The sequence below is a fragment of the Paraburkholderia sp. JHI869 genome (genome assembly GCF_038900775.1).
Classification (GTDB): domain Bacteria; phylum Pseudomonadota; class Gammaproteobacteria; order Burkholderiales; family Burkholderiaceae; genus Paraburkholderia.
In genome coordinates this window covers 128,062-146,040 of record NZ_JAYMSC010000023.1, presented here as the reverse complement: position 1 = coordinate 146,040, position 17,979 = coordinate 128,062, and the positions used below count along the sequence as shown (strand labels likewise).

General features: G+C 57.7%; 16 protein-coding genes. 1 reads left to right on the top strand and 15 read right to left on the bottom strand.

The genetic code is table 11. The annotated features are described in order from the left end of the window. Positions 1–88: 88 nt before the first annotated feature. Entirely contained in the window at positions 89–994 is a 906-nt protein-coding gene (locus VSR72_RS31130; RefSeq protein WP_342956104.1) for a 4-hydroxyphenylacetate 3-hydroxylase N-terminal domain-containing protein, read from the bottom strand. A 30-nt stretch (positions 995–1,024) separates the two neighbouring features. Next, the gene (locus VSR72_RS31125; protein WP_342956103.1) at positions 1,025–1,975 is read right to left on the bottom strand and encodes a 3-carboxyethylcatechol 2,3-dioxygenase; all 951 of its coding nucleotides are present in this window, start codon (positions 1,973–1,975) and stop codon (positions 1,025–1,027) included. Between the two features lie 384 nt (positions 1,976–2,359). Between VSR72_RS31125 and VSR72_RS31120 the strand changes: the two genes are divergently transcribed. After that, the gene (locus tag VSR72_RS31120; RefSeq protein WP_342956102.1) at positions 2,360–3,322 is read left to right on the top strand and encodes a LysR substrate-binding domain-containing protein; all 963 of its coding nucleotides are present in this window, start codon (positions 2,360–2,362) and stop codon (positions 3,320–3,322) included. 90 nt (positions 3,323–3,412) lie between these two features. Here VSR72_RS31120 and VSR72_RS31115 read toward each other — a convergent pair whose 3' ends face one another. The 13 genes from VSR72_RS31115 to VSR72_RS31055 all read right to left on the bottom strand — a co-directional run bounded on the left by VSR72_RS31115 (position 3,413) and on the right by VSR72_RS31055 (position 17,968). Further along, the gene (locus VSR72_RS31115; RefSeq protein WP_342956101.1) at positions 3,413–4,483 is read right to left on the bottom strand and encodes a porin; all 1,071 of its coding nucleotides are present in this window, start codon (positions 4,481–4,483) and stop codon (positions 3,413–3,415) included. A gap of 181 nt (positions 4,484–4,664) precedes the next feature. Beyond that, positions 4,665–5,204: a cupin domain-containing protein gene (locus VSR72_RS31110; protein ID WP_342956100.1), complete on the bottom strand. Its 540-nt coding sequence runs from the start codon at positions 5,202–5,204 to the stop codon at positions 4,665–4,667. An 11-nt stretch (positions 5,205–5,215) separates the two neighbouring features. Continuing rightward, entirely contained in the window at positions 5,216–6,331 is a 1,116-nt protein-coding gene (locus tag VSR72_RS31105) for an alcohol dehydrogenase catalytic domain-containing protein (protein WP_342956099.1), read from the bottom strand. 355 nt (positions 6,332–6,686) lie between these two features. Continuing rightward, positions 6,687–7,802 (bottom strand): zinc-binding dehydrogenase, encoded by a 1,116-nt coding sequence (locus VSR72_RS31100; protein ID WP_342956098.1) that lies wholly within the window; start codon positions 7,800–7,802, stop codon positions 6,687–6,689. 163 nt (positions 7,803–7,965) lie between these two features. Continuing rightward, entirely contained in the window at positions 7,966–8,739 is a 774-nt protein-coding gene (locus VSR72_RS31095) for an IclR family transcriptional regulator (protein ID WP_342956097.1), read from the bottom strand. 309 nt (positions 8,740–9,048) lie between these two features. Then, positions 9,049–9,408 carry a hypothetical protein gene (locus VSR72_RS31090; RefSeq protein ID WP_342956096.1) on the bottom strand — a complete coding sequence of 120 codons (360 nt, stop codon included), beginning with the start codon at positions 9,406–9,408 and terminating at the stop codon, positions 9,049–9,051. Then, positions 9,405–10,088: an SOS response-associated peptidase family protein gene (locus VSR72_RS31085; protein WP_342956095.1), complete on the bottom strand. Its 684-nt coding sequence runs from the start codon at positions 10,086–10,088 to the stop codon at positions 9,405–9,407. Before VSR72_RS31085 ends, VSR72_RS31090 begins: the two co-directional genes overlap by 4 nt. Before the next feature lie 726 nt (positions 10,089–10,814). Further along, positions 10,815–11,258 carry a hypothetical protein gene (locus VSR72_RS31080; RefSeq protein WP_342956094.1) on the bottom strand — a complete coding sequence of 148 codons (444 nt, stop codon included), beginning with the start codon at positions 11,256–11,258 and terminating at the stop codon, positions 10,815–10,817. Positions 11,259–11,426: 168 nt separating this feature from the next. Beyond that, positions 11,427–12,062 (bottom strand): hypothetical protein, encoded by a 636-nt coding sequence (locus VSR72_RS31075; protein ID WP_342956093.1) that lies wholly within the window; start codon positions 12,060–12,062, stop codon positions 11,427–11,429. A gap of 60 nt (positions 12,063–12,122) precedes the next feature. Continuing rightward, positions 12,123–13,523 carry a hypothetical protein gene (locus tag VSR72_RS31070; protein ID WP_342956092.1) on the bottom strand — a complete coding sequence of 467 codons (1,401 nt, stop codon included), beginning with the start codon at positions 13,521–13,523 and terminating at the stop codon, positions 12,123–12,125. 74 nt (positions 13,524–13,597) lie between these two features. Continuing rightward, entirely contained in the window at positions 13,598–14,749 is a 1,152-nt protein-coding gene (locus VSR72_RS31065; protein WP_342956091.1) for a hypothetical protein, read from the bottom strand. Positions 14,750–14,964: 215 nt separating this feature from the next. Then, entirely contained in the window at positions 14,965–15,825 is an 861-nt protein-coding gene (locus VSR72_RS31060) for a hypothetical protein (RefSeq protein ID WP_342956090.1), read from the bottom strand. Beyond that, positions 15,740–17,968 (bottom strand): Mov34/MPN/PAD-1 family protein, encoded by a 2,229-nt coding sequence (locus VSR72_RS31055; RefSeq protein ID WP_342956089.1) that lies wholly within the window; start codon positions 17,966–17,968, stop codon positions 15,740–15,742. Before VSR72_RS31055 ends, VSR72_RS31060 begins: the two co-directional genes overlap by 86 nt. Positions 17,969–17,979 lie beyond the last annotated feature (11 nt).

Genomic DNA, 17,979 nt, shown 5'->3' with positions numbered 1-17,979 from the left:
AGGACATCCTCACGCGTCTGCCCACGCACAGGGCCAGCGACATTGCCGCGTTGTTGCCGCATCACTGGCAGCCGATACCGACAATCGCCTAACTTCGTCTGTCAAGACGGGATCGCTGGCCGCTTACATTGCGAACCGCGGTGTGCGAGTACAGCTTGTTTGAGAGTTCGACCTGCCGATAGCAGAAGACGCGCTCCCACGGCACGAAAACGTTGTCGAAGATGAGCAGCGAGTCGTTTTCTTCGAAACGCGTCGACAGGGGATGGTCGTAGCTCTCGTGCGCCTCGACGTAGTACGGGTCGCGAGCAATCTGGCGCAGACCCTTCACGTCCGTCGGGACCGCGAATATTAGGGCGTGGTCTTCATCGCCTGCCTTGAACTGCGGCAGGTTGTACATAATCATTTCGTCGGAGACCGGGCCGAGCGTCGCAATCATGCGGGCGCCGCTCACGTAAATGCCCTCCGACGTTTCCTTCACGACGCGAAGGTGCATGCTCGCCTGCTCCGACGACTGCTTCGAGCGGTCGTTCTGCGGCGTGATGAGCGCATGGCTCAGGAAGAGGTCGTTGTCGCGGATGTACTCGTAGTACTTGACGATATTCTCGCCAAACTGCTCGCCGCCTTTCGCGAAGTCATCGCGTGCTTCCCAGAATGCTAGCAGCGTGACGTTCATGAAGTCCGGCGAGCGGCCCATGAGGCCAAAGTTCGTTTCCGCCCAGATGCGATACGCTTCACGACGCTTGCGAAGGTCGTCAGCCGACAACGCCGGCATGAACGCAAGACCAGCGCGCTCACCGGTCTCCGGCACGACGTAGGTGACCTTGTCCTGCAGTTCCGGGGCATGCTGAGTGTCATAGAGCGCCGCCAACTGCTCGACAGCGCCCTTGAATGCCGGATGAGTCGTTACGTCCTCCACGCGCTCACCGCGCACCCACACGTCTCGCGGACGATTGCGAAGGCCCTCGATGAACTGCTTTCCTGTTCTGATACCCATGACACATCTCCTGTATTCGCACCTGCGCGCTCATGCGCGCGGCTTCTTCGATTGAGCGAACATCATTGCCATACCAGCAATCCAGCCCTGGATGGCTTCGTAGTAAATGAGGTCGGCCGTGTATTCACCGTCGACGGAAAGCGCGGCGAAGGCCGCAACCCATGCGAGAACTTCCGGACCGCCGCGGCCCGCTTTTTCGCGGACCTCCTTCGTCGTCATCGCATCGAGTTGCGAGAGGTTTCCGGACTGAAGCTGCTGGATGAAGGTCGCGTCCCAATCTGCATCCACCGGCAAAATCCCCGGCTCGCCGGCATACGCGCGGGCGCCAGCGGCCAGGACACGTTGCTCGCGTGCGTGGCGCATTTCCTCAGTGGGGTTGCGGCCGTCAATGAGACGCTCCTTCACCTCATCGGGGGCGGTAGCGATGTTCGGCGTGGGCGGGTCGTGAGACAGGCCGCCCGATGCCGAGAACAGCACACGCTTTCCTGTCGCTGCAGCCCAACGGCCCACGGCCTCGCCAAGGAGCCGCGCGCGCTTGAAAGTAGGAAGCGGGGGGGCGGCGCAGTTGATGAAAATCGGGATGACTGGATATCGGGAAAAGTCGCCGAACATCTCCTCCCAGATTTGCACGAACCCGTGGTCGACCTGCATGCGATACGACACGGCGATATCGAAGCCATCTTCAACCAGGAATTCACTCAACTGCTGAGCTTCAATCGATGTGACGGGTAGCGTGCCAGTGGACGTGCCCCAGTCACCAACAGACGATGCGTTAATACCGACGCAAAAGCTCGGCATTACGTCGTAGAAGAATCCGTTGAAGTGGTCAGGCGCAAACTGGATGACGAGGTCAGGCTTGAACTGTTCAGCGTATTCGGCGAGTTCGCGAAAGCCGCGTTTCACAGCAACCCGGACATCATCCGTGGTGACGCCGTCTTTCATAAGAGGCGTATGGGATGCGCTCAGCACAGCCAGTGGCACGGTCTGTCTCCTATGTATGTTTGATTCCATGCGCGATGGCATGGTTTGACTGACTTACGGGAAGGGCTCAACAACTGCTTCAGGAGCATCAACCCGCTCCCAGTGCTTGACCTTGGTCAAATAGTAGCGACGTGCTCGTTATGCCGATAATGCGGATTCTCTATAAAGTCCATCCGATTCCCTGATATCGGTGCAAACCCTCATTTTTAATGGTTCGACAGGTGAACCGCACCTCCTGATATCTTTTTTTTCAATGACTTGCGCTCAATACGGGAAGCATCATCGCGCCCGCTTGGCAGGGTGCCGGCCTCCGCAATCACCCTATAATCGAAATGCGATAACAAGCGCCGGTGTTGAACGAATGAGGCGTAATGGAGGCAGACGATGGATTCCAGACTTATCGAATATTTCTTGCGTGTAGCCGAGCTCGGCAGCATCAACAAGGCGGCGAGCGACCTTCGCCTGTCACAGCCGGCGATGTCGCGGCATATTGCTTTGCTCGAGCATCAGATGCGCGCGAAGTTGTTCACCCGCACGCAAGGCGGAGTAACACTCACCGAAGCGGGAACACTGCTATTGGAGCGCGCGCGCCCAATCCTGCGTCAGTTGTCCAAGCTTGTTGAAGAAGTTGGGGACCGCGCGGCAGGCCAGTTGTCCATCGGCGTTGCGCCGTCCTGGCAGCACATGTTCACATCCGCCTACATCTCGCAGCTCGTTCAGGAGTTTCCTGGGGTGTCGTTGCGAATCCATGAGGGCGCGAGCCACGAACTGCGCGAAGTCATGCATTCCGGCATGCTCGACCTGGCAATAGTGCCTTTTGAAGGGAACCCGCCGCAGGGCTACGTTCACACTCCCTTGGTGCGTGAGCCGCTCATTCTCGTATCGCACAGCAGCACGCAGCTTCGGCCGGACAGGCCGGTTCCACTGTCGCGCCTGGAGAACCTGAAACTGGCGCTGCCCGGCAAACCAAATGTCATCCGCGCCCAGATTGAGAACTCGCTTGAAAGAAGAGGACTTCAGTTCAAGACGCTATTCGAGATTGACGCGATGAACCTCTCGATAGAGCTTGCTCGACAGGGTATCTGCGATACCGTAACGCCCTGCTGCGCGGTGAGCGGTAACGCGCGCTACCAGGATGAAGTTTCCTGGAGCCCTATTCGTGGGATGTTCATGAGCTGGGCACTCTGCGAGAACACCGCGAGGTCTCATTCACCGGCCGTCCGTGAAGGCCAAAAGCTCGTCCATAAACTTGTGGACGACATTCTCAGACGTGGAAAGTGGCTGGGGGCGGAACGGCTGTCCAAGACATCGAAGGCAAGTACCTTCGAGCTGGTCGAAGAAGCATAGGCGTCATGCGGAGCGCCGGTAGCCTCGATGAAGGCAACCTGGCGCCCCATTCCTCTGAATGGCGCAAACGCCTTGCGCCACTCTCTGGCTTCAGAACAACGTGCGCACACCTAGGCGAAGAACTGTCTGGTTAGGACTTGATGAAGTCGCGAACGTGCCGTTCACGGATGCAAAGTTGTCAATGCCTCCGCTAGCCCGCTGATAGATTGCATTAAAGTAGACGTCAGTCCGCTTCGACAGAAGATAGTCCAGCGTGACGCCAGCTTGATTCGAATGATTGTTCGTCAGTTGCTCATTGCCCTTCGCGTAGATGTAGTTCGCGTACAGGAAGAAGTCGACCGCAAACTTGTAAAGCCCACCGACCTCATAGCTGTCGACATGGGCGCCGGTGAACGTATTGCGCGTGTTCACATAAAGATAGTCAAGCGCGAAATTTCCGAAGTCATATCGTCCACCGACGCCAAAGTTTCGGATTCCTGCGTGCCCGTTATCTATACCGTCTTCCTTAGAGTAGGTATACGCAGCATCGAGTCGGAAAGGCCCATTGTCGTAGCTGGCTCCGAAACTGTTGAGGTTGTTGCTACCGGTCTCGCCCGCGATATTGCTGAAGCCGTACATCGCACCGAAGCTGAATCCACCGTAGTACTTGGAGGTGAATTTGACCGCGTTGGGCGTCGCTTCGCCACCAGCAATCCGCGTGTAGTCAAACGTGCCCAGTGGCGTACCCAGCTTCGAGAACGGGCCGCCGGGTAGCTGGTACAAGCTCACGTAGGATATTTGATGGCCCCATCGCGCTATGGAAAGCGTGTCAAACATGTAGTCGAATTGCCGCCCGAGCGTGAGCGTACCGTACGGCGATGCGATACCAACATATGACTCACGGCCTGTGAACGCGCCGCCGCTGTTTGCGCCGGTATTAATATCTGGCATCGAGTCCATTACCGCGAGCGTCTGGAATCCACCACCCAAATCTTCGATGATGCGCATGCCCAATAGGCTCGGGGCTTGAATCCCGGAAGCGGTTTGGACGAGAGAATGACCACCAGAATTACTCACATAGCTGATGCCGTTATCGAGCAACCCAAACAACGTCACAGTGCTTTGAGCATGCGACTGTAGAGGGAGAAGAGCGACTGCGATTGCGAGAATTGTTTTTTTCACGAAGCACCCTCAAAAGCTGTAGGCGAAAACGGGCCCCGCCCGGCCGCATCTTGGCGGCCGGCACGTATCCATGTTCAAAGGGATGGGCGCCCTTGTTTGGCAAGAACAAAGGGCGCTCTGGGTGGCTCTGCGTTGCGCGAGCTATCTGCCGTTAGTCGACAGTCCCGCCCAACGTCACGAATCAGCGCGCGGGCGTTGCTCCGAGCAGTACGAAGAGTACGGACGCCGGTTCTGCAGCGGGATTGCGCCAGGCGTGACGTGTACCTCGCTGCACGACGACATCGTGAGCACGCAGTTCCCTCACCCGCCCGTTGTCGAGTTCGAGCGTTATCCGGCCTGACAGGACAACACCGTAGTCGACGGACGCGGTTTTATGCATGCCCGGGCTCTCAGCCTCGAAAGCTTCAGCAAGTCCAGGGAGCTTCTCCATCTGCTCCCTCTGAGCAGCCAAGCCGTCGAAGTCGGGGCTAAGCATCACGCTATCGGGCGGGAAAGTCACAAGCAGCAAGCGACTGCCGCCAGGTCCCGGGACCCATGAAGTCGGCCATGCGCCACTGTCTGAAAGCTTTGCTTCCGTCGACGTACTGCCATCCGTTGCCCACAACATCGTGACATCGAACCCCGGAATTGACTCGAACGTCGCCTGCCAAGGTGAAGGGCCATCGCTAAGGAAAGCCGATGCACCGTCGCTGTCGGTGGTCGTAACGATTCTTCGAACCATGGACTCCTCCGTCAGACCGAAGCCGGGTTGATGACGACGTTCGTGAAGCCGCCATGACGATGGTTCACCGCGTCGAGTGCCTCGTTGATTTTCTCAAGCGGGAAGACCTCGTGTTCGAAGACTGAGAGGTCAAGCGCACCGGTTTCGGCCATTGCGGCCATGTTCTCGCCTTCGGCCGGCGTGAACCAGAGCGAGCCAATGAGCGACTTCTGCTGGCACATCAGCGGGAACGGTTCGAGTGGAATCGGGTCCGATACCCCACCAACGGAGACTGCCTTCCCGCCCCGGCGCAGCGCCGCAAACGAATCCAGCACGTTCGAAACTGGCGCCTTGGGACCGAGAGCCTGGAGTACGACGTCGACGCCGTAGCCATCGGTCTCCTCCATCACGATGTCGTGCACGCTACGCTCGCCGAGCACGATGGGGCGAATGCGTCTCGGCGCCAGTCCCTGGAGCTGGGCCAGCAGTTCCTTGTTCCGGCCAGTTGCAAAAATGGTCTTCGCTCCCATTGCCAGTGCGCAAAGCGTGCCGCCGAGGCCGAGCGTACCGGTCGCGCCATCGATGATGAGAGTTTGCGAGGCCTCGAGTCCTGCCTTCCTGAGCCCAGCATAGGCGGTGCCGATGTAGCCGAAGCGCGCGCCCTGTTCGAACGAGACGGCTTCCGGGAGCTTGACCAGGTTGGCGGCCGGCGCCGTCATGAACTCGCTGAAGCCGCCGTACGGATAGTCTTCGTAGATTTGCTGGGAACCGGGGCCAAAACCGAAGTAACCCTGGAACGTATAGGCCGGGCAGTTCGTGTTGTCACGTCGACGGCAGGCTTCGCAGCTACCGCAGGACAGGCCTGGATTCACGTACACGCGGTCACCGGGCTTGATGCCGTGAACATTGCTCCCGACGCGTTCAACCACTCCCGCAGCATCGAGACCATAAATCGCCGGAAGCTTCGGCAACGGGAGGAACGGGAACCACTCAGGATAGTAGGCGACGACGTTGTGCAAATTCGGCACCACACCGCATGCTTTGACTCTCACCAGAACGTCGGTAGGCCGCGGTTCAGGCACCGGGATTTCGTCGACCTGAAAAGCTGCTCCGACCTTATGCAGGCGTGCTGCGCGCATCGTCTTCATTGACTGTCTCCGTTCAATAATATTTTGTTGAACTACTTAAATTGGTCGAATCACGAAGCATCCGACAGTGTCCAACCTGCGCTTTGAGTGGCGTTCTCGCATTCAGCGCTTTACGAATCCCTCGACGGCTCTTGTGACCATCTGCTTGGATGGCGGCGTCGGTATGCTCGTTGGGGGATAAAGTTACAGCACCCCCCAAGGGTGCGGTTATGCAATCCGCCTATAGCCGTTATCCACCGGTGCGACACGTTGTCCGACTGTGACCAATCCGTTACCAATTCGTAAGCAGCGGCGCGTTCATGATGCTGCAGAGCCCACGACTCTCTACGAACAGCGCCTCTCGACTATTGAATCGTTATTGCACGACGACTACATTGACGAATCCACCTGCACGGCGCTCCGCATCCGCCAATGCCTCATTCGCCTCCTCCAGCGGATAGGCATGGTGCTCGAATACGCTCAGGTCTAGCGTGCCAGCTGCAACCATGTCTGCCAGGTCCTGACCTTCTGCAACAGTGAACCAGAGAGAGCCGATGAGAGAGACCTGCGCACACATGAGTTCGTGCATATTGACGGGCATTGGGTCGGACATCGCTCCAATCTCCACGAGACGCGCTCCCCGTCGCAACGAAGATATGCAGTCGAGCGTTACCTGATGCGACGCTCCCGGACCGATAGCGTCAACGACAGCGTCAACCCCTAGCCCACCGGTCTCCTTGTAAGCCCATTCTCTGAGCGAGCCCGAGCCGTATGAGAAGGTTCGAATGCGTTGCGGGTCGAGCGAGCGCACGCGCGCAAGGTTTGCTTCGTTCCGTGCAACACAGAGAATCTTGGTCGCACCCATTGCACGTGCAATCTGAACAGCACAGAGACCAAGCGTCCCGGTTCCTCCGCTTAATAGCACCGTCCTTCCCGGGCCGACTCCCGCCTTACGAAGTCCGGAATACGCCGTACCCATGTATCCAAAGCGGGCAGCTTGTTCGAAGCTGACTTCCGCCGGTAATTTGACAAGTCCATCCGCAGGTGCTGTTGCGTATTCACAAAGCCCACCGTAGGGGTAGCTACGGTAAATCTCCTTCGAACCGGGACCGAAGCCGAAATATCCCTGGAACGTGAATGCCTCACAGCTGATGCGTTCGCCGAGTCTGCAAGCGTGACAGTTACCACACGAACGACCCGGGTTCACATACACTCGGTCCCCTTCGACAAGGCCCTTCACGTCACGACCGACCTCTTTGACGATTCCCGCAAAGTCCAGCCCGTAGATTGCAGGCAAGTCGGGAACGGTGAGGTAGGCCCGGTCGCCATAGTTGCTCATGACGTTGCGCAAATTCGGAACGATTCCTGATGCACGCACGCGTAGTACCACGTCCGTCGAGCGCTCAACACGCGGCCTCGGGATTTCATCCAGTCTAAAGTTGCCGCCTGCTTCATGAAGCCGCATCGCGCGCATGTTGTCGTTAGCGCCCATGTCTCCGTCTCCTTTACGAATAGGTGTTAAAAATTGCCCAGCCCTAATGCTTTGGATAAATGCGAGCTTCTACGTCTTCCTCATGGCCTTACATTAAATTAGCCATCCTACACAATCGGCAATCATTGACGGCGGCCTGTGCCAAAGGCTCAACCGGTCAGAGCTACTTGCGTAAAGGCCCTTGGCCTATCTCAGCAACGAGGTCTTCCTTGAGTTTCAGTGCATGACGCACGAGACGATGTTTCCCATGCAGCGCACGTGCCGTCGGCGCGACGATTGCGATAGCGTAGCGTCCGAATACCGTCTCGACTGCCACCGCCAAAGACGACACCCCCATCACCGACTCCTCCGACTCCCAGGCATAACCATGTTCGCGCACACCCGAAAGAATCCGCATGAGATGAAAAGAGCCATCGACGGTCACATCTGTAACCTTTTCATAGTCCCTGCCAACCAAGCTTATAACTTCGGCATCTGTGCAGAGCGCGAGGAGCGCTCTCCCACCGCTTGTGCTATGAAGCGGCAGGTCACCGCCAACACCGAGCACAATGCGCAGCATATGCTCCGCTACGACGAAGTGGACGTACGCGAGCTGGCGACCGCTCATGCGAGCAAGGACAACCGTCTCATTAACTTCCGCTGAGAGCCGTTCGAGATAAGGACGCATAAAGGCGATGACATCCGTATGCACCCGCCCAATCATCCGCATCAAGGCGGGACCGAGCCGCACCCCGTCGCCCCTGTCAGACTGCAACAGCTCTTCCTGGGCCAGCGCAGACACGATGCGTTGGACAGTGGAGCGCGGGAGATTCGTGACCCTCGCGATTTCGGCCAATCGCATCCCTTCCGGCTCATCACTCAGAAGATTGAGAATCTTGGCGGCCCGCGCGATTACTTGAATCGCGCTCGGCTTGTCGTCTCCAGCGGTTTCGCTCATTGCGGCCAACAGCACAAAGTTGGGGAGTCGCTTCGGCTAACTCCGGCGAAGCTTCTCGATTGCTCGCATTCTAGGGCGCGACAAGAGAAGGATGAGCCGTGTTTACCCGCATTTCAGTTCATTGAACCGTATCGTGGGCTTCCGTGCGCCGGGACAGCCGCGGCAACCCAGTTTCCGTTAGCAGGTCGAGATTGTGGACACCCAAACCCGTGGGTGCCGGCTGTGACCGAAAGCTGCGCGACTGCAGGCGAGGGCCGGGACGATTTGTACGAAAAGTGTAGGTTTCTGCAACTCACGGCGACAAGCCACCTAAATGAAGCTCGCGTCCTGAGAAAGGTGCGAAACGCTAAGTGTGTGAATCTGCTGGACCACGGGCTTCCTATAGTCGAGAAACCAGCCACGATTCAAATTGAAGAGCTGCACCATCTCGGCCTCGACTTCAGGAAACGGCAAGTCGAGCGCCGTGATGGCAACCACTCGGCACGCCTCGACTAGCTGTGCGCGCTCCAACCAACCGCAGACGGCCCCGTTGGAACTGAGCCACATCTGTGACGACTCGATGAGATGGTCAGTACGCAGCCATTCGCCTGTGCGGGCAAACGCGAAAAGCTGGCCGACCACGAGGAAAGTCAGCAACTCCGCCCTCGCTTCGTCATCCATCTTCTTCATTTCTCAGCTTCCGTTTTCGGCGTAGCTGTATTGCTCTTCGACACACGGAGCGAAGCGGGGAACACCTCCGCAGCCATCAATTCCGCAGGAAAAAGATTCAGGAACGAACGCGCTTCGTCCGTCGAGTTGCTGCCGAGCCAGTTCTCATAGTCCGTCGGCCGGACGATGACGACAGAACGCTTCTCGTCACGAGGCTTGTGGAACCGTTTCATGAGCGGATGCTCACTGGAATTGACGGTCAGCATCGTGAACGACAGCGCCTTGCCTTCGGCACCCTCATCCCACTCCCGCCATAGCCCGGCAATGGCGAATGGTTCGCCGGAGGCCGTGTTGATGCGCCATCGCACAGCTTTCCCGCTTTCGTAATTGGGCTCGTAGAATGCCTCGCACGGGATAAGGCATAACTGCAGCCGCTTCCACGCGCCGCTAAAGCTGTGCTTCTCGCCCACCGTCTCCGCGCGCGCGTTCATTGTGTCGAAGGCGCGGACGCCGGGCGGAACGTGCGTGCGCGGCACCATCCCGAACGTTGCGACGTCTGCTCTCTCTGATTCGGCCACGCGCCTGACAATTGGTGCCGGATAGTCCTTGTACACCTCGTCCCGCCACGGGCTATCGGGCACTTCAACTCCGAACTGTTTGAAAATCCGGTCGCGGCGCGCCGCTGCGTAGTTCGTGCACATAGAACTCCTCCGTGAGCGCAACGGCAACTTGCCAACCTGCCTGCGTTCCCCGATACTGTACATTCATACAGTATTTTTGTCACATCATGGAGCCAGTTTGGGAATACAAGTGGGCAGTTTGGGACGAAGTCAAAACCTGCTTCGTGCCCACGCCGACGTGGCTTACCGACGAGGAAGCGCGCTCCGACTGGTACGCATACGACATGTGCGTCTACCGGCTCGAGCACACGAAGCGAGACCGGATGCACTCGGCCGGGCCGGCCGTGGACCCACCGGCTGCCGACCTACCGTGGCATCGCGAGCGCCGGTTGCGCGCTGAACGATGCAGGTATGGCCTGCCGCCGTTCGTTACGCCGCTCGACGACGAACTGCGACGCCTCTGGAACCGGCATCCGGGGGAGGAGGTAGGTCGACTCGCTCTCGAAGTCCAGTGCGGGCGATACGCCATCTCTGAACTTGAGGCGATTGCTGCAGAGGGCTACTGGCGCCTACAGAAGGACCACGCGACCGTAGAGGAAGCACGCAAGTCCTTGGGGCGCCTAAGACGCCGCCTGATGCACGAACTACAGAGAATCGGGCCCATCAAGTGGGAACGGCGGTGACGGAATGTCGGCGCCACGGCAGGACCCGCGAACTGCAAATACGGCAAGAAGCAGGTCAAGGGGCGGGTGTGGGCCAACAAATAGCCTATTTCCACGCCATCGCTTCACCCTTGGCATTGCGATATCACACGCCGACGACGTATTCGTAGAACCAGTCGTTGAACGCGCCGAAGCCTCGCACGGTCAGCCCGAGTCGATGTGCATTCTCACACGTACGCACTAGCATCCAGCACGCGGCCTCCTCAAGGTCGGCATCGAAGTCCGGCGCGTCGGCCTTGTCAAAGTGACGCAGCGCGTTGCTAACCCGATTCTCGGCATCCGTGAATGCGCCCTTGTCCAACGACTCGCCATGCAGTGCCGTGTGCACCAGGTCGGTCGCCTCGAATTTCCAGTCCAGCACCGCAGGCTTGCCGGCGTGCCGCAATGCCTGCCCAAGCACACGTTCGGCCGCGCTGGCGAGCGTGATGGCGGATGCAAAGCGCTGGCGCACCAGGAACGCGTCGAGCGCCATCTCCAGTTGCTCAAGCGCGAGGTCGATGCGGTTGCAGGTTTGTGACGTCACGCTCATGCTCCCGGGACGGAATGCGAATGCCTCAGTCTATCGCCAATGCGTTTCCGAGGATAATTCGACGGCCAATTGTCGAAACGCCGGCCGCGCTTGCTGCCGGTGAACCTGCAGTCGCGCGAAGCCCGCGCGCCGTACGCGTCGCGTTTCAACGTCTGCGCTGCTTCCTCCTCAGATGGGCGTCGTCGTCTTCAGGCTCTCCCGCACCTCACGCAGTGCGCGGCGCAGCTCTTTCGCGTCGACCTCCAAGTCTGTAAACACGGCCTTCGTGTTATCGCGCAAGTGCACCTCGCGCGCACCATTCTTCACCGTGCCGTACTTCAACTGCAATGGGTTCAGTTTCTCAACGTGCGTTGACGGCGGACGGATGCCATAGATAACGGAGTCCTGCTTAACTACCTCAGCGATGTAGCACAGGATGCCATCAGGCGACTTATCCAAGCTCATGCGCTCTGCAGCGTGCGCCCAGACTGAGTCTTGCGCACGGGCCTCGCTGTAGATGATTTCGGCTGCCTTTCGAAGTGACACGCGCCCTCCCCAGCGCAAGTACCAGATGCTTTCCCACTTGCGACCGTAGTTGCCAGGCCAGCGCAGCCACTGGAAAAACGCCACAAGGATAAGCGCCCCTGTCAGCCACCAGCATGTTTTGGCCCAAGCGCGACTGTGCACGTCGCCTAGCGTCAGCGCCGTGCTAACCAGGAACATCAAGATGGCTTGTACTGCGGGGTTCGCGAGCATCTCGGTCCTCTTCTCGTCGTTTGCGCTTTCACGCTCGGGCAGGCTTTCCGACGCCGGCGTGTCAGTCACGTTGCCTGCTACGGAGTCAACAGTTGTAGGCCCCGGCCTGGTTACGTCGCCACGCAGTTCTCACAGTGCGAACAATTCGTTTGCCGGATGCCTCACGTCGAAATTCATAGCCTCTACGGCCTGACGATGACGGAGACTGAACCGTCGAAGAGTACGCTCGAGCAGTCCGCTCGCGTAGGATGACAGCTCATAACGTTGCAGCATTTCCTTCACCACGTCGATATGTCCAAAAAATAGCAAGGAGTTAAGTACGTGCTCCAACGCCAGTGGCTTATCGATGAGGTAGAAGGCGGATTGGCGCAGTCTCGCTTCCCCAGCATCACGGGCAGCCACGAGGTCGCGAATAGATATCTCTCGCTCTCTTTCAAATTCCTCAGTATGTCTCGAGTTGTTCCTAGAGAAGTAGTACAGAGCCCTCATCTCACCGAGCGCTTCTGCGGATATATTAGCCATGAGGCCCGGCCAAGTTTCGGCTCGCAACGCCGCGCGCGCACGTATTCCATCGAGCAACCCTGAATCGTCGTTGTTGACCTCGGCATCGAGTAACGCGTCACGCCCTTCTGGCGCTGGCGCATGTCGCTTCTTTAAATCGTCAACATCAATAAATTTGCACCACGAATCGAAATAGAGAGTGAGTTGCGGGGCCTTCAAATGAGCGAGCGGACGAGGAGCCTCAATAATGGCAGCCATTTCGATGTTCGCCTCGATGAGCTTCACCGCTCGAGAGAACTCGTTGGAACTGATATCGAAGCGTTTTCGAATTTCGGCCTTCGCTACATCGAACGCTTCTGTCCCCCATGCGGCTCTCGGGGGCAGCCGGTAGCTTATGCACACAAGGTCGAATCGCGAAAGGCGTGCAGTGTAGCTTCTGTGTCGATATTCATCACCAAGAAAATCCCCTTGGTAGTTCAGCGTTTTCAGGTCTGCAATCAGCTTTGGGCACTTTCTCCACAGGACTCCGAGGTTGATTATCGCAAGCTCAGTTAAGTGCTTTTGGTTCTCCCGGCCAAACGGATAACGGAAGACCTGTCCCGTGGCATCCACTGCTGCAAAATCTGATATAGCCGTGTCTAGTGGCTCGATAACCGTCTTATAGCGCCAGTCGAGTGCGACCGCATGCTCTTTAAAATAGCACCACAATTTCCCGATATCATGTGATGTCTGGACGTCGATATCTGGCAGGCGATAAGCGTGATGAACAAGTGGGCGCAGTGAGTCGATAGCTGCCTTGATGTACAGTTCTATCGCATGACGCATGTTGAAGCAGATAGGGTACACAAAGGTGTCCGTCGGATGCTTCAGCCCTCGGTGACTTAGAATCTGCTCGAGTAGAACCTGTGCGGCGTTTGCAAAGCCTGCCGCATAATCCACGATGTCGGGCGAGCCGTTATCACCCACGCAAGCGTTCGCCCACGACGGCTCTGCGTTTCTGAACGTTTCGTTGGCAGGGTTCTGCGACATGTCGTATTGCAATAGTTAGCGGTCGGAGCATGATTTTACGCAACAGCTACGGTTTCGCCATGCCCGAATGCGCTTCAATCCCCTTCCCCCTGCTCCCATAACGCTCGAACGTCACGAGCGCCAAAGCGAAGCCTAGGAAACTCGCCTAGTTCGCGCGCGGCATCGAAGACCTGAAAATAGGCTCCGAGGAAACTCCCTTGATTCGGGCAGAAAGTCGTATATTTATGCAACTCGGCATAGTCGAGCGCGATACACGGCAGGTTCGTCTCATCGAACGCGCTGAACAAAGACTTGCTGTACTCGGCGTAGGTGTCGACGAACAGCTCTCGCACAATAACCAACGACAGAAGATGGTGCTTACTGATGTCTACACAGACCTCCCCTTCGCCAACAATCATGCGAAACGGCCGTGTGGAATCCGCGTAGCCCACGGCACCTACAACCTGCTTCAGAGCATCGTTTACCTGATGCACCGACATCAGCTTCTTTCTTTTCAGGGTGCGCTGTAACGTTTTCTCCGTATTCGGCGAGTCCTTCGCCTGCACAATCAGACACAGGTCGTCGGTTATGACGATGACGTCCGCAATTTCTTCCCTGTCGTAGTGGCGCCTCGGCGCGTGGTAAATCTGCTCAGGCTTGAAGACCCGCTGGAGCATCAAAATGATGTCAAGCTCCTGGAACGCTCCTGGCTCTCCTCTCTCCAGGGAAGTGAATGCATACCCCTGACTGCCGTGAAACTGGTACAGCTGTGGCCGCGTGTCGGCTATCGTCAAGTCCTCTGGAAACAAAGGCTCCTCGAATCGCACGACAATCGCGTCAGCGTCGTCAGCCGCTGTTCTGAGGCCAAACCACATGTTCGCCTGCACATGCGCGTGACCGAAGCTTGAATCACTTAGCTGGGGAAACCTGACGTGTTCCAGGCGCATCTTCGCCATGAGAGGAACATCGACCTCGGCTCTATAACCTAACAGCTCACGACTCTGCTCATCAAATATGTGGACCAGAATCTCGCGCCTGCTCAACAGATGCAGAAGGTCGAGGGATGGGGCGTCATCCGTGAGGAGACGCCATAACGTCAGCGGACAATCGTCGTCGTCAAAAAATGCGCACATCAACCCTATCGTTGAATGCTCGTTCAGTTCAACAGGAACCACGTAAATCTTGAACTCTCGATTCATCTTCGCCGGCAGGAGATAGGACACCGACATCTTCAAGATGAGCCGCATCGTGCCCTCTTCCGGCGCTCGTACACAATGGATTCCGTCGGGATAACCAAGGACCTCTCGATAAAGTTCTGGTCGTTCTATCGAAAGCACTGTCCAGTACCTCGCAGTTCAGAATCTAACTTCCGTACGCGCCAAGCGCGCACGCAAAGAGAATCGCGGCACGCTCGAGAGCGCTCGCGTCGATGCCGCTGCAGACTGAAGCACGGCAATGTGTGTCACTCACCGCGGCCATCAGCCACGCCCCCCTTCTTTTCTGGTTTGCTCCTAGAGCCTGCACGCCGCGCACCGCTGACCTTCTTTGCCGAATGGATGCAAAGTACGTTCTGGACGAAACGAATTCCGGAGTTACGTGCGGCGAGCGCCGCAATCAGATACTGCACGGCGAAGACCACCGCGGACCACACGATAGCCGTGACTGTGTTGCCGAACAGAAAAAGCCCAAGCGCTACCAGCGGTACGAGCAACAGCGACATCGCTGCGATGTCCCGGAACATCAGATATTTCTGGTGGCTCTCGAGCACCGATACTTCGTTCTCCACCTGCTTGTAGAGCCGATACCACGTCGAATTTTGGTCGCGCTCATCACTCGGGAAAGCCCCCACATTTTTCTTCAGCGCATCGACGTCAAGCCGCGTATCCGTCTGGGCGTACACGGAGAAGGCACGCGAACCAGGCATCGGGTTACGAAGGCGCCAGAATACGAGAATCGCCTTCTGCGAGTGCGAGAGCAGGTACGAAAGAAAAATAATGGGAACAGGCAGGAAAATTGACAGGCCCGTTCGTAGCGCCATTCCCTTATCCGCGGTGAAGTCGTCGATGGGGTGATGAAACGCGATGACCAGCAATATGATGACATCGAAGATGCCAACGCCGACGAGCCAGACCATATTGCGCGCTTTCAACGATTTTCCAGATGATGCTACTTGTGCAACCTGCTGTAGAGCGTCCATGTGTTTCCCCGTAGTGCCGAGTATCGAAGCCGTGCGAGCCTTAAGCTGGCGCGCCATCGCGGACCAGCGCAGCGTAACCTTGCGGGTGGCGAATGAGCAGAACTGCCGCGTGACGTATTTGTCCATCGAGCGATTTCGCGGTATCCCTGTCCATCTGTGATGGACCACTCACCGCCAAATGGCTATGCCATGTCCCCAGGCACCAGAGCGTGTGTCCACCAAGCGCTTCGTAGCCGCGAATCGTGTCGAGAGTTCCTTCGACCCCGAGCACGAAACGCGCAGGCGAGCGCGTGCTGTCAGGCGACGCAGGGAGGACGTCTGTGATGAATATCTCTCTCGTGAGCGCGGAGACATTTCCCACGATAAGGCCGCCAGTTTCGACCGTAGGATGCTCTGCAACATCGGCGACAATTTTCTTATGCGCCCTATCGAGCACGCGCACAGTCCACGTCTTCCCGTCGAACACCTCCGCCACATGCGTTGCGCCAACCTCGTCGTGAACCCACGTGACAGACATTCCATCGTCACCGACTGAAGCGACGGACGCCATGCCGGTCCCTGGCAAGCCGGCCTCGTCGTAGTGATGCAGTCTCTGACCAATACCAGCTGCGACGAGCGAGACTCGAGCGTCAGACATGGGAATAGTGACCGAGTGGCAGCCGATACCGATTTCGAGAATGTTCGCCGCCGCGGTTACACCCGCATCGCGCAAAAACCCGAGCGAGCGTAGTCGCTCGTACGCGTGATACAGCAGGTCGACCGTCGACGGATTTCTGCCTTCTCCTTCCACGGTCATGAATGCTGCATCGCCATGATGAATGAGAGCCCCCTCAATGACGCGTGCGTCAAATTTCGCCTTTGCGAAAAAGTCGCGCACAGCGGGCGAGCCTGTCGTGTTTACCACCACCGATTGCTCGCCACGGAAAAAATCTCGGTACTTAGCTGCATTGAAGTCCAGGCCGCGAATGTCAGATGCGACGAACTTCGGGCGCTTTGACGCAAAGCTCTCCATGATTTGCGCCAGCCTCTCCGCTTTTCCGTGCAAGTTATCTACGTCGTCAGGCAAGAGTGCATGGCGCGCCACGTTGTGCGCGACAGCAAGCTTTTCGTCTATAAGCAACGCTGCCTCGCCGCCCGCGCGTGCGACATGCATGGCAACCTTCGAACCGAGGCTTCCGCATCCCGCGAACGTCAGCTGTAATTCCTTCGATTGTTCTTGCAGCGCCGACGTCCGCCTCAACAGCTTCGAAGAGATGGGAGATGAAAAAGCAACGGCACTCACCGGCGTTGTATCGTCCACAGACAGCTTTGCCGGCAGTGAGTGTTGCATCTTGTAGCCGAGCATCTCAAACTGGCTCTGGGTACCGATGATGGTTGTAGGCCTGCGTACCGGGAAGGCAAAATACAAGAGCACATCGACCTTGTATTTCGACGTTGCAAGCGTGCGGTTGAAGTTGCTCACGAAATCGTCTAGTGCAACTCGGCACCCCCACTCGGCGGCCTGCTCGGCAAGCTCCGCAAATGTCGTGACCGTATCGGCCTTGTATCGCTCATGAACAGGCGGTTGCTCACCAGGAGCGGCTTGGGGCCAGCAGAAGACCAGAGGTACGCGCCCGCGATATGCCCTTTCGCTCACGCCAAGCGTGTTAAGCCACTCGTGCATGAAGGCCTTGTCACCGACCGGGAACTTCTGTTGTGGGTCACGCGCTAACGACCAGCGGCCGTCTTTGCTCCAGCACGTCATGCACATGAATAAGCGCCACCCGCCGAACGGTGGCTTGTCGAAATATCCTGCGGGGTCCATCTCGACAAAGTTGAAGCCTACGTCCCTTCGGCTCGGCTCCCAGCCCTTCTCATTGATGGCCAGCTCATCGACCGCAGCTTTGTTCAACCAATCCGACATCTGGTCGACAAGGCGAAAGAAGCCGTCTGAATGCATTACATCAAGCTTATCGCCGAACGTAGTGCATGGGGGCACCCGACTTCCGCGCTTGTGCAGATAGATATGCGGTAACGCGTCCGGAAAATCCTCGCGCAACGTGAATCGCGGAGCCCTATCCGGAAAACCGGACGGAAACTCGACGAGCACTTCCTCGCGCGCTCGAACACCGTTCGGACTCGCGCCCGCGACGGCCCAACGCGACGGCAGGTCAACGAGAAACGTCGCGCAGACGTTTGCACCACCGCCAGAAGTTTCTTCGACCTTTACCGACTCGACCGCAGGATGCGCCTCGAGCAATTGGATTGCACCCTGCAGTAGAGCGTTCATAGCGACCCCGT